Consider the following 13,766-nt stretch of genomic DNA (forward strand, 5'->3'; position numbering starts at 1 on the left):
TCGTGGGGATAATTTTTTTATGGTGGGATGCTGCACGGCTCAGGCCATGACCATCTCTCTACTCTCAAAAAAAAGTAGCCTACAATAGAGAAATATATAGATTTGTTAACAGCACCGACACTCGCCTTACCGTCAGGCACTTTTACTAAATATGTCTTCCCAAGATCAAGAAATTCGCCGCCTTAGTTTTCTGTTGGGATTAGCAGAACGTTTACAGAGTGTCACTAGCGTTGAGGCGATCGGCAAATATGCGCTGCGCTACCTTGTGGAAAATATGGGGGCGGCCTTTGGGGATATCAAGCTTATCGCGGGTCAGGGCGATCGCCGCCGGGCAAATATGCTCACCAACGGTATTTCATCCGAGTTTGTCGCCACCTATGGCGAGGCGATTACAGCAATGGAAAACTGCCTCAATGACGGCATACCCTATGGACAAGGTTTATTGTGGGATGTCGTAGAAACAGGCGAACCAATATTTGTCGAAAACTATGCCGAACACCCCAACGCAGTAACCGCCTTTCGTCACCCCGGCATTGGACAGCTCGGAATTTTTCCCATTAAAGATCAAAAGGGTTTAATTCTTGCCGTCCTTACCCTAGAGTCACGCATTGAAGCGCCCCTCGAAGAAGCCCCCCAGCAAAATATCCTCGTTGCGGCCTGCCAGATTTTAGGCGCAGCCATTGAGCGGGCACAATCCCAAGAAAAACTCAAACAGACCAACAAAGAGCTCGAGAGAATTTCTCGGCTCAAATCAGAATTTTTGGCTTCCATGTCCCACGAACTGCGGACTCCTTTAAATAGTGTGATTGGCTTTGCTGATTTGTTACGTCGCCAAACGGATCAACAGCTGAATAACCGTCAGCGTAACTACATTGACACCATTGAAAAAAGTGGCCAACATCTATTGGCACTGATTAATGACATTTTAGATTTATCCAAAATTGAAGCTGGCAAAACGGAGTTAGATATTAGCGCCGTAGATGTGACTGAACTCTGCCAAGAATGTTTAGCGATGGTACAGCCGCGAGCCAAGGCCAAGAAATTACAAATGACTTTGGATTTGTCGCCTCAGGTGAACCAGGCGGCCTTAGATCGTCGTAAGGTTCAACAAATTCTGATTAATTTATTATCTAATGCGGTGAAGTTCACGCCAAAGCGAGGCCAAATTGCTCTCTCTGCCCGTCTGGCTTATGGAGCAGAGCTACTACAGGAACAGCGTACGGATTCTAGTGTGATTGAAGCGAGCACCCCCTATTTACGTCTTGAGGTTGCGGATACTGGTATTGGCATTAGTCCGACGGATCAAAGTCGCCTATTTCAGCCTTTTTTTCAGGTGGACGGTAGGCTCACAAGGCAATATGAGGGGACGGGTCTTGGGCTGGTGCTGACCAGACGGTTAGCGGAGTTGCATGGTGGGGTTGCGTCGGTGGAGTCTGATGTTGGTGCGGGGAGTCGATTTCGGGTTTGGTTGCCCCTCACCTTGGAGATGAAGGTAGAGGCCGAGATTGTTGCTTCTCCGGAAGCACCTGAGGCGATCGCCGCCGGGGAGATCACAGCCCTAAGCAATACGGAACAAAAATTGATTTTGGTGGTTGAAGACAAACCCTTTAACCAAACCCTGATCACCGAAATTTTATCGATGCATGATTATGGTGTGGAAATCATCGCTGATGGCCAGCAGATGTTGGAACGTCTACGGGAAGATAACGGCGATCGCCTCCCCGATTTAATCTTGATGGATATTCAGCTCCCCCATGTCGATGGTTTAACCTTGACCAAAACCCTCAAACAATTACCAAAGTGGCAAGATATCCCCATCATTACCATTACCGCCTTGGCAATGGCCGGCGATCGTGAGCGATGCTTAGCCGCAGGAGCCGATGACTACCTCAGCAAACCAATACAAGTAAATGACCTTGAAGTAAAACTCAAAAAATACTTAAATTAGCCTCCAAATACTTTGCAAAATAAAAGAAAAAATATGACATTAATGCCGTAAAACTCCCGGAAAACTTTTGTACCCTACCCATAAAGACAAGCAATATTCTCAAAACTAAAATCAATCAAGAATTTATCACCTTAAAAAATCCCAGACGACTTAAGCATTTGTACTCGCTTTTAAATTAGAAATAAGTAACGATTCTTCTTATGTAGCCTAACCCTTGACAATTCTTCATCTCAAACCACAGCCAATGTTATGAACAGATCATCTCCCCACCACAGGAATGTCCTGAGATGTAAATAGAAAAATGGACAATCGCCACAGAAAGAGATGAAGAAGTCTTAAAAACTGGCAAAAACAGCTCTTTTTTTTGATAAAAGTAACACTCTGGAACATTTCGCTAAACAGCAATATTTTTCGTAACTTTATACTTCTTCGATAAAGGTCACCCAATAAAAAAAAGCTCTCTAGAATGAGCCTGTAAAGTCAATCAAACATTTTGACCAGACAAGATTGTTCGGAGCAAAAATACATATGTCATCTCTCCAAGTTGCTATTAATGGTTTTGGACGCATTGGTCGCCTCGTATTCCGTGCAGCAGTCCATAACCCAGAATTTAAATTCGTCTGCATTAATGACTTAATCTCCCCCGAAAAAATTGCCTATCTCCTCAAATATGACTCTACCCATGGTCGTTTTCCGGGCACAGTAGAACATAACGAAGACGGCATCATCGTCAATGGTGAATTTATCCGTTGTACGTCGATCCGCAAACCGACTGAGCTCCCTTGGGCAGAGCTTAATGTGGACTATGTTGTGGAGGCGACGGGCTGTTTCCGGGATTTTGTGGGCACATCTCAACACCTCGAAGCCGGTGCGAAGCGCGTCGTTATCTCGGCACCGACGACTGAACCTCAGCGCATTCCGACCCTTGTTATGGGCGTTAACCACGAACAGTACAACCCTGAGTTTGACCGCATTGTCTCCAATGCTAGCTGTACTACCAATTGCCTCGCTCCCATTGCCAAAGTAATTGATGAGCATTTTGGTCTTGCAGAGGGTCTAATGACCACTGTCCATGCTACTACCGCCACTCAACCGACTATTGATGGTGCTAGCAAAAAAGATAATCGTGCTGGACGTAGCGCGGGGCAAAATATTATTCCTGCGTCTACTGGGGCGGCGAAGGCTGTTACTCTCGTGCTCCCTCAACTAGCTGGCAAACTAACTGGCATGGCATTACGCGTTCCTACGCCGGATGTTTCTGTGGTGGATCTCACGTTCCGTACCGTGAAGCCGACTTCCTATACTGAAATTTGCGCGGCTATGCGTTCGGCAGCATTTGGTGAGCTAAAGGGCATTCTTGACTATACAGAGGATGCAGTGGTTTCTACTGATTTCACGAGTGATGCTCACTCTAGTATTTTCGATGCTGGTGCTGGTATTGCTCTTAATGATCGGTTCTTTAAGATTCTCGCTTGGTATGACAATGAGTGGGGCTATGCGAATCGTATGGTTGATCTGATGCGTGTCATGGCTCAGAAGGAACAGGAGTCTGCTGTTGCTGTTTAGTTTCATCGTCATTTCCCAAGGATGACGAGATCGCTGGAAAATGTCAGTCCTCTTTTTCGGGATTTAGGGGGAGCGAATGTTTTGGACTCAGTGGCAAAGATGATATTTGTTAGGCCGTAGGTTTTGGCGAGTCTAAGTTTTTTCGTAAAGGCCACGTCTAGTGCATCAACAGATAAAGTCAACGGATAATAAAGTAAGCAGTAGTATTGCGGGATATTTACCTTGTGATTGCTATTGCTTTTTTGTGTTGGTTTAGGGGGAAGGTTTTACGGTGGGAATAGGACTCGGTCATCTCGGAGGGGACTGAAATTGCGATAATGGGTCTAGTGATGGGCGGAGTGGTGTCATGGCAACTTGGGATATTGGTCGTTTTGCGCAAATGTTATATGACTTTGATGTTTTGCCTTTTAGTGGTTATGTCAAATCGTTTTTCGGTCAGTCAATGTCGAATGTTTTTTTATCGTCGGTGGGGGAGCTGGAAAAAATGGGTCAAATATTAGTGGTTGGGGGCGATCGCCCGGAAAATATGGTGGTGGCATCTCTTTTGGAGCAACGGGGTTATGGGGTCAAGCCGGTGGCGATCGCCTCTGTGACGAGGGAAAGCGTCGAGGCAGCGGATATGGCGATTCTTTGTTTTGAGTTGCCGGAGGCTGATAAGCGGACGTTTTTAGATTTGGCACAGCAGGTCGCGTCGTGGCGATCGCCGAGTTGGACATTATTTGATTTCCGTCGTCCTAGTCCTGCCTTGGCACAACTTTGGGGAGCCGTTGATGATGTGGTGATGGGCGGGGTGAGTCGTAGCCGTTTGCAATTTGCTGGTGATGTGGCGAATTTTACGGGCATTGTCTCGACCGATAATAATGGTGGCTTTGCGTCGGTACGCACCAAAAATTTTGGTAGTTCGTGGGATGTGAGTCAGTATGAGGGTTTTCGTCTCCGGGTCAAGGGCGATGGACAACGCTATAAGTTTCTCGCCCGTTGTGAAGAAAGTTGGGATGGTGTGGGCTATAGTTTTTCCTTTGACACGGTGGCGGGGGAATGGCTCACTGTGGATATTCCCTTTGCTAGTCTCATTCCTGTTTTTCGTGCGAAATCGGTGCCAGAGCGGGGTCTGTTTAAGCAGGAACGTCTCCGGTCTTTGCAGTTGATGCTCAGCAAATTTGAATATGATGGTCAGCTCAACCCTTCGTTCCAAGCTGGCTCGTTTAATTTGGCGATCGCCGCCATTGCAGTTTACGGCGGCCAAGCTTTTCCTCGTTTGTTGGTACTTAGCGACCACACCACGCTCCAAGAACCACTCCAAGAAACCCAGTTGCCCTATTGCCTCTTGCACTGCACCAATGGCTTTTCGCCAGACCTGATGCCCCAAGTGATGGAACTCATTGGCGATCGCCAACAAACCAATCAAATTATTGCCCTCTAAATCTGGCCTTTTAACACCTTTTAGGGGCGTGATCATAGATACAAATCCATTGATTTATCCCTAGGAGACAGCTATCGTTAAGCGTAAGCACCATAGCCTTTACAGGCAAGTATCCCAGACCAAATCTCCCTCGACAGCACCCCGAATCACAGTACTTTGTTCTGTAATGTTGTTTACTGTACAAACTGTGGCTAAATTATTTATTTGTCACTAGGTTCCAATATGGTTTTTTAGCGACACTTAAGCTGTTTCGTTTCGCCCCTATGACCTCCCACCCAGCGCTACCCACAATAATTCGGGAGTTTGAGCAACACCAAGATGCCCTCAGGCTCAAAAAGTTGTTGATTTATGCAGTAGAAAATATTTGGGAAAGCGACACGCTACGACTTCATCGTATTGATCTCATGCCGATTATTACGGCCATCCCTCAAAAGTTTCCGTCATTAGTCCATTTTCGAGAAGCCCTCAATGCTGCCGTTAATACCCTGAGTCGACCCATGGCCTACGGACGTTTAGCGACCGTAATCATTAAGGCGATCGCCCCCCTCTACGAACAGCCCATGGCCCAAGATGATGCCCCAGAAGGCACCACCCGCATCATTATGGCAACCCCCACCTCACCCCCCAAGGACACCTCACCCCCAAAAAGAGCCGTCGTCCTAGTAGCCAAACAAATGGAACGCCATCCGGAGGGAATTCGCATTAAAAAGCTCCTCTTTGCCCTATGTCACCAGCGTTGGGAAAACGACTTTCAGATTTTGGGACAGGCCTCATTTTTACAACTTATTCGCCAAATTAAAGATCTTTACCCCCATACCTATGAGTTAGCAGCAGCCCTCCAAAGCCTTGTTTCTTCCCTAAATCGCCAAACCATTTACGCATCCCTTTCAAACTTTATCCTTGAAGTCACCGGCCCGATTTATCGCAGAACCGACGAACCCACAGGACTGACCAGACCCACTTTTCCGCCCATTACCATAGCCCGCCCGGAAGCAGCGGATGCGGCAAACTCAACCTACCAAGGCTCCATGTCCTTTAGTGCCCAAGGGTCGCAGCCATCCATACCATTACCAGACATCTCCTTCGGTGAAATCTCGGAAAGCTATATGTCGTCGGAGATTACCGATCCACGGCTACAGGTCACAGCCTCCCTCGACGAGCCATCCACTGGAGCCGCCCAACAAACTAGTGATATTACGGCAGCCTCCCTGAAAGACCCGCGAAACCCACAATCGGCTCACTTTGCCAAGGCTCTTAATATTTTTGAGCTAAAGCTTGAAATTATGAAGTACGCCAATCCTTTGCGTGCCAAAATTTTATTGTTTTCGGCTGTGCACCATCCGTTCGATCTCAGTGGTGAAGATTGGTCGCTGTTGCGGACTTGCGATTTTGATGATCTCCTCCACAAAACTCTACAAGGATCGCCCTCGGTCGTTGCCCTTGAAATTCGTCTATCGGCGATCGCCCAATCCCTATTCGAACCCAAAGAACATCTCCAGGCGACCTCAGCCCTCATCCAAGCCATCAAACTCCTTTCCCAACCGACCAAAACCCCATGAACGCAAAAGAGCTACTCGAAAAATATGCCGCCGGCGAAACGAATTTTCCGAGTGCAAAACTCAGTGGCTCAAACCTTTGGGGGGCGGATCTCATTGGCATTAACCTTGAAAATGCCGATCTCCACAGCGCCATTTTAATTTTTGCCTATCTCAGCCGCGCCAATCTCAGTCATGCCAACCTCATTGGTTCCAACCTCAGCGGCACGAACCTCAACCAAGCGAATTTAAAATTTGCCGAACTCCACAACGCCGATCTCCATGGCACTATCCTCAAAAACGCCAACCTGAGCAATGCCAATCTCACCCTCGCCAACCTCCTCGATGCCAACTTAATGGGGGCTGACCTAAGGGGCGCTGATCTTTCGGGGGCAAATCTCTCAGGAGTTTGTTTACGAGAAGCTAATTTGCGAGAGGAAAAACGGGTTTACAACTCCAGTTTGCGGGGCGCGATTTTACGAAAAGCAGATCTCCAAAGCGCAAATTTAAAGGGGGCAGACCTCGCACGGGTGGAGTTAAGCCATGCTAACCTAAGGGGCGTAAATTTACGGGCGGCAGACCTCCAAGAAGCCAATTTACAGGGTGTAAACCTTGAAAATGCAGTATTAACTGAAGCGAATCTCATTGGTGCAAACCTCACAGGTGCAAATCTTAGAAATGCCCAATTCGAGCGAGCCTTAATGGAAGATGTCAATCTTCGGGAAGTGCGGTTAGACTGGGCAAACCTGAGTCAAGCTCGTCTCAATCGCGCCAACTTAAGTAAAGCAATTTTGAACCATGCTCGATTAAATAAAGCAGACCTCAGTCGTTGCACATTGGTTCAAAGCCATTTGGTTGAAGCTGAGTTGATCGATGTTTATCTGGCACGGGCCAATCTCACGGGTGCAAACCTGACTCGGGCAAATCTGGCTCGGGCAGAAATTAGTAGTACTAATATGGCTGGCGTGATCTTGACGGGTGCCACTATGCCTGATGGTACTGTCTATGGGGAGGCCTAGGTCATTAGGCTCGTGGATCTCTAGAATTTTTGAGATAATGGCAGATATTAGTGCTTCATGGCTGTATTGAGTAGATATTTTTAAATAGATATTTGGGTAAAAAAATGTCGTCCCTTGATGAACAACTTCAGGCTTTAGAGCAGCAACATCGTCAACCGACTTCATCTTCGTCGCCGTCTACGCCGGATCTTGATGACCATTTAGCGGCGATCGCCGCGCAGTTTCAGGAAAAGTCCCAACAAGAAAAAACGCCCACTATTCCAGAGCAAGATCCCATTGCGGAAATGTTGGAGGCTCTGGAGCAGGACAGTGTGACACAACAGCTAAAGCAATCCCAGAATAATCAAAAAATTTGCCATGCGATCGCCGATGTGATCGAAAAAAAGCGTCAAACCCGCATTAATACCACCCACAATGCAAAGGCGATCGCCGCCGCCGAAAAACAAAAACAAGCACAGCAAAAACGCATTCGCCAAAAAGCCGAGCAATGGTTGCAAAACCTTGACCCCATTTCCAATGAAGGGATGTGGTTTTACGAATTTGCCGAAACTTACGAATCTCGACTAGATGCCGCAATGGATTATCTAATGGCCTTAGAATGATGGGACGAAAATTTCGTACCATTCACCCTAGGCGATACGAGCGATAAATATGGATTGGTGGCGCAAACTTAAAAATAATCCCCTTGCCCGACTTGGCGCAATTATTCTAATCACCTTTTACATTTTGGTGATTGGTGCTAATTTCTTTGCTCCCTACGATCCCTATTCCTCCCAGCTTGATGGCTCACTCATGCCCCCGACCGCGATCCATTGGCAAAACGGCAAACCTGTAATCTATCCCACCAGCCAAGGGGCAACGGATCTCGAAACGGGCGATCGCCAGCTAATTATTGATGCCGATAATCCCCAACCCTTAGGATTATTTGTCAAAGGAGATCCCTATAGATTTCTAGGTATTCCCGGCGATCGCCACCTCTTTGGTGTCGTAGGCAATGACGCTCGCTTTAATCTTCTCGGCACAGACGAACAAGGGCGAGATCACTTTAGTCGCCTAGTCCATGGCGGCCGTATTAGCCTATTTATTGGCCTAGTCGGCATTACCATTTCCTTTCCCCTCGGCATGCTGATCGGCGGGATTTCCGGATACTTTGGCGGCTGGGTGGACTCCGTCCTCATGCGCTTTGTCGAAGTATTAATGACGATTCCGGGGATTTACCTGCTCGTATCCCTTGCCGCAGTCTTACCCGCGAATATCACCAGTGCCCAGCGCTTTTTACTCATCGTGATGATCACCTCTTTTATCAGTTGGTCAGGCTTAGCCCGCGTGATTCGCGGCCAAGTATTGTCCATCAAAAATCAAGAATTTGTCCAAGCCGCCCAAGCCACAGGGGGGCGATCGCTCTACATCATTACCCAGCATATTTTGCCCCAGACTTCCACCTACGCCGTGATTTCTGCCACCCTCGCCATACCAGGATTTATCATTGCCGAATCAGTACTCAGTCTCATCGGTCTAGGTATCCAACAGCCCGATCCGAGCTGGGGTAACCTCCTTTCCCTCGGCACAAACGCCTCCATTCTCGTCTTGCAACCATGGCTCGTTTGGTCTCCTGCCATTTTGATTATCATTACCGTCCTCGCCTTTAACCTCCTCGGCGATGGTCTCCGGGATGCCCTAGATCCCAAAAACCTCGGGCGATCGCGCTAAACCCCATAGCCCATCCATGGCATTGCTAAATTTTAAAATGAAGCTAAAGTCAGTTTGAAAAGAAAATTTTGCGCCCCCTATGGATTAACAAAAACAAAAAATAGTAACGTGAGTTGTGCTTAAGCATGCTCGGAAGTACGACGCGGAGAATGAGAAAGCAAGAGCTAGGAAGATGTTTCTATGCAAACAATCCTACTAGCTTTCAAAAAATGCAAATTTTCGTTNGACGCGGTGAATGGGAGAGCGAGAGATCGGGAGATGTTTCTATGCAAACAATCCTACTAGCTTTCAAAAAATGCAAATTTTCGTTGCTTCCCCGTGTCTTTCCCTCTCCGTGTCTCTCCCTCTCCGTGTCTCTCCCTCTCCATGTCTCTCCCTCTCCATGTCTCTCCCTCTCCATGTCTCTCCCTCTCCATGTCTTTCCCTCTCCGTGTCTCTCCCTCTCCATGTCTCCTTTGCTCTAAAGAATTTTGGCTACATGCTTATCCATAACTGACGCAATAGTAGAGCCCCTCACTGAATTTCATCATCCTTTTTTTGTCAGCCAAACGCACAGCTCACCAGGCTAATGGGTAAAAAGCTCAAGGAACTATTCAAAAAATATCAACCCAAACGCTGGTACTCATGGCAAACCAGTATTTGGCTCAGCGTTATTTCTGGCGGCATGTCCATCCTTGCCAGACTCCTAGGCAAACCAGATAGTATCGTCTCCAGTTTTTTAGCATGGTTCGGTTGGATATTTTTCATTATCGGCATTAGCTGGGTCGTTAAAGAAGAGCGCTCAACCCTAGCCCCTTGGATTACCTCGGCGGTGATCTGTCTGTTTATCTTTGGGAGCTGGGAGCTGGGAAATTGGGAAATTGCTGTCATGGTTTGGCCTGTTATCGCTGCAATTATCTATGCTCTGCCCTATTTTTGGGATGATAGTTTCAAAAAAAAATTACCAAATACCAATGAGCGCATTAGTATTTTGTTGATCCTTGGTTCCCAGCTATTGCTGAGTTTTTGGATTCAGTTTTTCTTTGTTTTGTCCGATTTTATTGAAGAGTACCCTTCCTATTACAGCGACGATCTGAGTGAAAGCCTCTTTGTTGTACGCTCTCCTAATCGCAAGGCTGCTGATCCGCGTGGTGTTTTTATTTTGGAGTTGCTTGATTTAGAAATACAAGAGCATTACGAAAATCGCCTGTGGACAGAGGTAGAGGCAGAACTTAAGGAGCCTGAGGTTTTAATTCCCACCATTCGCCAATTGTTAGATGAGGTCAAGGGAAAAACGGCCAAGCTGAAGGAAGATGAGGATTGGAGTTTGGCTGAGCCCTACGCCATTGAGACGGCGGAGACGGGACAGGAATTAATTTTGCAATATCGTTGGAATGGCTCGCGGGCAAGGGAAGATCAAGATTATTTGGTAGAAAAAATTTGTGATTTTCAGCCGATCGCCAACCCGGTTCCACTACTCCCCGGTAATCCTGTTACCCAGGTCAAGTGTCGGGAAAGTAAAGTATTTGGCTGGCTATCGACAGATGAATAAAACTCTCAAGATTTTATGGGCGATAATACGCTGCCAGTCATCGAAAGATTTACTGTGTAGGCTGCAACATCAGCAAACGATAAGGCTAGACTGGGAATCATAATGCTGTACTTTGACGATATGGGAGTGTAATTTCACGATGGGCTTAGTTCAACAATCTTTGCTAGGAATTGGTGGTGGCAGTCTTCTGGGTCTTTTTGCACTCATGCCGATGCAACCTGCGGCGATCGCCCAAACCTGTGTCGCCCAAAGCAGCTGTCCCACCGCCCCCATCCGAGTGACACCGGGGAAATGGGTCAATTTTGAAATTATTAATCGCACTGGCAACATTATTAGTATTGAGCAACCTAGTGCCGTTGAGGCGATCGCCCTCAGTCCGGGACAACGCATTACCCTCGGCGGCACCACAAAGCAAAATGCATCATTTCTCTTTTGGGATGTACAGGGACTCAGCGTCGAAGCAAGGGTTTGGGAACTATCCCAGAACAATTTACAAATTGAATTGCTTTGGGGCAATGGCTTTGGGCATTACTCGGTATATCTCAAGGATGATGGACTCATTGAGGTGCTCTAGTCCACGTTCACCTATCCAATACTGATGATCAGCGAATTTTTTTAAATAGGCACAGGAAAAATAGACACAAGAAAAAGGCTGGCGACTTTCCGTGTTTCGTCTCAGCCTTTCTCTTGGTTCGCTCCTCACACACCTGTAATGGTAGAGCATCTTTTAAGAAAATGCCACACTTATATGAACTTTTAGTTGAAATTTGGCTTTTTTGTCATCAAGATCACTATCTGTATCACAGTCAGTGTAAGGTGTTTGCCGAATAAGTGCTTATACTCAATTTATTTTAAAAATTTGTATCTGTTGTGGATAGCTCTGGTTAAAGTTTTAATGTTTAACGTTTTAATGTTTAACGTTTTAATTTAATGTCAGTTGGGGTTCAGGACTGTCTCTGAAATTTTCAGGAAAAGGGAGCTACGGAATGTCAGTTATGGATGGGCATGTAGCCAAAATTCTCTAGAGAAAAAGAGACACGGAGAGGTAAAGACACGGAGAGGTAAAGACGCGGAGAGGGAAAGACACGGAGAGGGAAAGACGCGGGGAAGCAACGAAAATTTGCATTTTTTGAAAGCTAGTAGGATTGTTTGCATAGAAACATCTCCCGATCTCTCGCTCTCCTATTCACCGCGTCGTACTTCCGAGCATGCTTAAGCACAACTCACGTTACGGAGGTATTGGCTTTGTTTTCATCCAGTTTTCACCAAAATTGGTTCGGTGAAGGAATCTCTATCTCCATCTCTTGTGCGTCCTTCAGGCTGTTACGATTGCCGGTTTTACGGAACTCGAACTCGGGTTAGTTTACGAATTTTTCTGTCGGTGCGGTACTAAGGTAGGCTGTGGCGATCGCCGCTACGAGTTTTATCCAAGCGCAATAATGCCAAAACCGTTCTGGTTGGGCTGGATAAAAAGCAAATAAAGGGCAATGGCGGTGAAATTCCCAAAATGCTTTTGCGACGGTCTGCCCATGGCGATCGCCCCGTTGGTCATTGAGTAGTGCCAAACATAGGCGAACGGTTGCGTCGAGTAATGTTTGCTCCCACTCTGGAATTGTGTACCCCTCAAAGTGCCATTGGGGGGAACCCTGAGCCGCAAAGTCTTGGGCTAGTTTACCCAAGCCGTCACAGCGTTGCTGTAGGTATTGCCACGAAAAAGCCGGTGGCTCCCCTTGACTCCAGCGGGCGATCGCCTGACTATGCGGCAGGAGCAAAGACTCACCACAGCGATCAAGCCATATTTCTAGGCTATGGGGAAGGAGCTGCAACTCCAACCAACCCGCCGCCGTAACGGTGACCTGAAATTGCCATGTATTTTTTTGAAAATTATCGCCAGCGCTCCGATGGGGTACAAGGCTTTTGATAGCGTGATCTCGTAATTTTTCAAGATCCATGGCCTGACAGGCGCTCCATTGCAACAAAATCGCCGATCGCCAAAGGAGACCCTGACGCTGAAAACCGAGGCTAAGGGGAATAGAATCGCCTGGAAATTCGGGAAATTGCTGGGCGATCGCCAACTTTAGACCAGATCTCAAATCAAGGTTACGAATATCCGTGTAAATACGCACAGTCAAACGGTTGCCAAGCGTAGAAAACCCTCCTAGGATATTACAGTCAGACTCAATATTCATTCTTTGAGTCATGGTCACCTAATATGACTTTTCCCCAGAATTTGTCGCCGGATAGCGTTGGCTTCAGAAAATCCCTTCAGATTTCCCCGACTATTGTCAACGTCATTCAGCGAACTGTCTGAACCTTTGTAGCTTAAAAGATATGACGTACCCCTCCGCCGCTAACTCTTCACCAGACGAACAACCTCTAATTACCGAAGAATTACGGACTTGGGCAACAGAGCATTATCGGGCGCGTACCTTTTTCCGTGAGGAAACGATTCCGACTCGTCCCGGCCTCCTTTATTTTGTCAGTGAGGGATATGTACGCTTAGAGAGCACCCTTAAGCAGGCTCCCGCAGGAGCAACCATCGAACTTGTCAATACTGTGATTGATTTTGTTGGCGCAAATCAGGCGATCGATGTTTTCGATAGTGATCATCTCAGTTTTGAGGCGATCGCCCAAACGGATCGCACAACCATTTTTTGGGTTTATTGGGCAGACCTTGAACGCTGGCAAGATCTCAAATCACAAGTTTTAGAACATTTACAAGCCCAGTCCCACAAGCAAATTATGTTGCGCACTATTTTGGGGCAAAAACGTACGGTTGATCAATTACGCCTTTATTTTGAATTTTTAGCCCTGTTGTATGGCGAGCCGAAGGAGACTGGCCTCAAAATTCCCTTTGGCCTCACCCATGATAATCTCGCTTCGGTCTTAGGGACAACGAGGGTCACCATTAGCCGCCTACTCAATCAGCTTAAGGAAGAAGGCCAAGTGCTTTTCTTTGATGACCAGTATTTTGGTGTACCCAAAAATCAGGTCTAGCGGCGGTAGGTTTCATCGCCCCCCACGAGTTATCCCA

11 protein-coding genes are annotated in these 13,766 nt (G+C 47.1%); 10 read left to right on the top strand and 1 reads right to left on the bottom strand.

Features of this window, described 5'->3' with window-relative positions:
• The first annotated feature begins 151 nt into the window (after positions 1 to 151).
• The 9 genes from NIES208_RS09290 (at position 152) to NIES208_RS09330 (ending at position 11,306) form a co-directional block, all read left to right on the top strand.
• Positions 152 to 1,948, top strand: a complete 1,797-nt coding sequence (locus NIES208_RS09290; protein ID WP_075892007.1) for a response regulator — start codon at positions 152 to 154, stop codon at positions 1,946 to 1,948.
• 528 nt (positions 1,949 to 2,476) lie between these two features.
• Positions 2,477 to 3,514, top strand: coding sequence for a type I glyceraldehyde-3-phosphate dehydrogenase (gene gap, locus NIES208_RS09295; protein WP_075892009.1), 1,038 nt, complete (start codon positions 2,477 to 2,479; stop codon positions 3,512 to 3,514).
• 346 nt (positions 3,515 to 3,860) lie between these two features.
• On the top strand, positions 3,861 to 4,937 hold the full coding sequence (locus NIES208_RS09300) for a CIA30 family protein (protein ID WP_075892011.1): 1,077 nt from the start codon (positions 3,861 to 3,863) through the stop codon (positions 4,935 to 4,937).
• A gap of 263 nt (positions 4,938 to 5,200) precedes the next feature.
• The gene (locus NIES208_RS09305; protein WP_075892013.1) at positions 5,201 to 6,496 is read left to right on the top strand and encodes a hypothetical protein; all 1,296 of its coding nucleotides are present in this window, start codon (positions 5,201 to 5,203) and stop codon (positions 6,494 to 6,496) included.
• Positions 6,493 to 7,491, top strand: a complete 999-nt coding sequence (locus NIES208_RS09310; RefSeq protein ID WP_075892015.1) for a pentapeptide repeat-containing protein — start codon at positions 6,493 to 6,495, stop codon at positions 7,489 to 7,491. The genes NIES208_RS09305 and NIES208_RS09310 overlap by 4 nt, the downstream gene beginning before the upstream one ends.
• A 104-nt stretch (positions 7,492 to 7,595) precedes the next feature.
• Positions 7,596 to 8,093: a salt stress protein, Slr1339 family gene (locus tag NIES208_RS09315; RefSeq protein WP_075892017.1), complete on the top strand. Its 498-nt coding sequence runs from the start codon at positions 7,596 to 7,598 to the stop codon at positions 8,091 to 8,093.
• Between the two features lie 49 nt (positions 8,094 to 8,142).
• On the top strand, positions 8,143 to 9,201 hold the full coding sequence (locus NIES208_RS09320) for an ABC transporter permease (RefSeq protein WP_075892020.1): 1,059 nt from the start codon (positions 8,143 to 8,145) through the stop codon (positions 9,199 to 9,201).
• A 568-nt stretch (positions 9,202 to 9,769) separates the two neighbouring features.
• Positions 9,770 to 10,732 carry a DUF5357 family protein gene (locus NIES208_RS09325; protein ID WP_075892022.1) on the top strand — a complete coding sequence of 321 codons (963 nt, stop codon included), beginning with the start codon at positions 9,770 to 9,772 and terminating at the stop codon, positions 10,730 to 10,732.
• A gap of 139 nt (positions 10,733 to 10,871) precedes the next feature.
• Positions 10,872 to 11,306, top strand: a complete 435-nt coding sequence (locus NIES208_RS09330) for a cupredoxin domain-containing protein (protein ID WP_075892024.1) — start codon at positions 10,872 to 10,874, stop codon at positions 11,304 to 11,306.
• Positions 11,307 to 12,090: 784 nt separating this feature from the next.
• On the opposite strand, the gene NIES208_RS09335 is transcribed toward NIES208_RS09330, so the two are convergent.
• Positions 12,091 to 12,933, bottom strand: a complete 843-nt coding sequence (locus NIES208_RS09335; RefSeq protein ID WP_139325025.1) for a hypothetical protein — start codon at positions 12,931 to 12,933, stop codon at positions 12,091 to 12,093.
• A 130-nt stretch (positions 12,934 to 13,063) separates the two neighbouring features.
• Here NIES208_RS09335 and NIES208_RS09340 point away from each other — a divergent pair, with 130 nt between their 5' ends.
• On the top strand, positions 13,064 to 13,729 hold the full coding sequence (locus NIES208_RS09340) for a Crp/Fnr family transcriptional regulator (protein WP_075892028.1): 666 nt from the start codon (positions 13,064 to 13,066) through the stop codon (positions 13,727 to 13,729).
• The last annotated feature ends 37 nt before the right edge of the window (positions 13,730 to 13,766 follow it).

It is taken from the genome of [Limnothrix rosea] IAM M-220 (assembly GCF_001904615.1).
In the GTDB taxonomy this organism is placed as follows: Bacteria; Cyanobacteriota; Cyanobacteriia; order Cyanobacteriales; family MRBY01; genus MRBY01.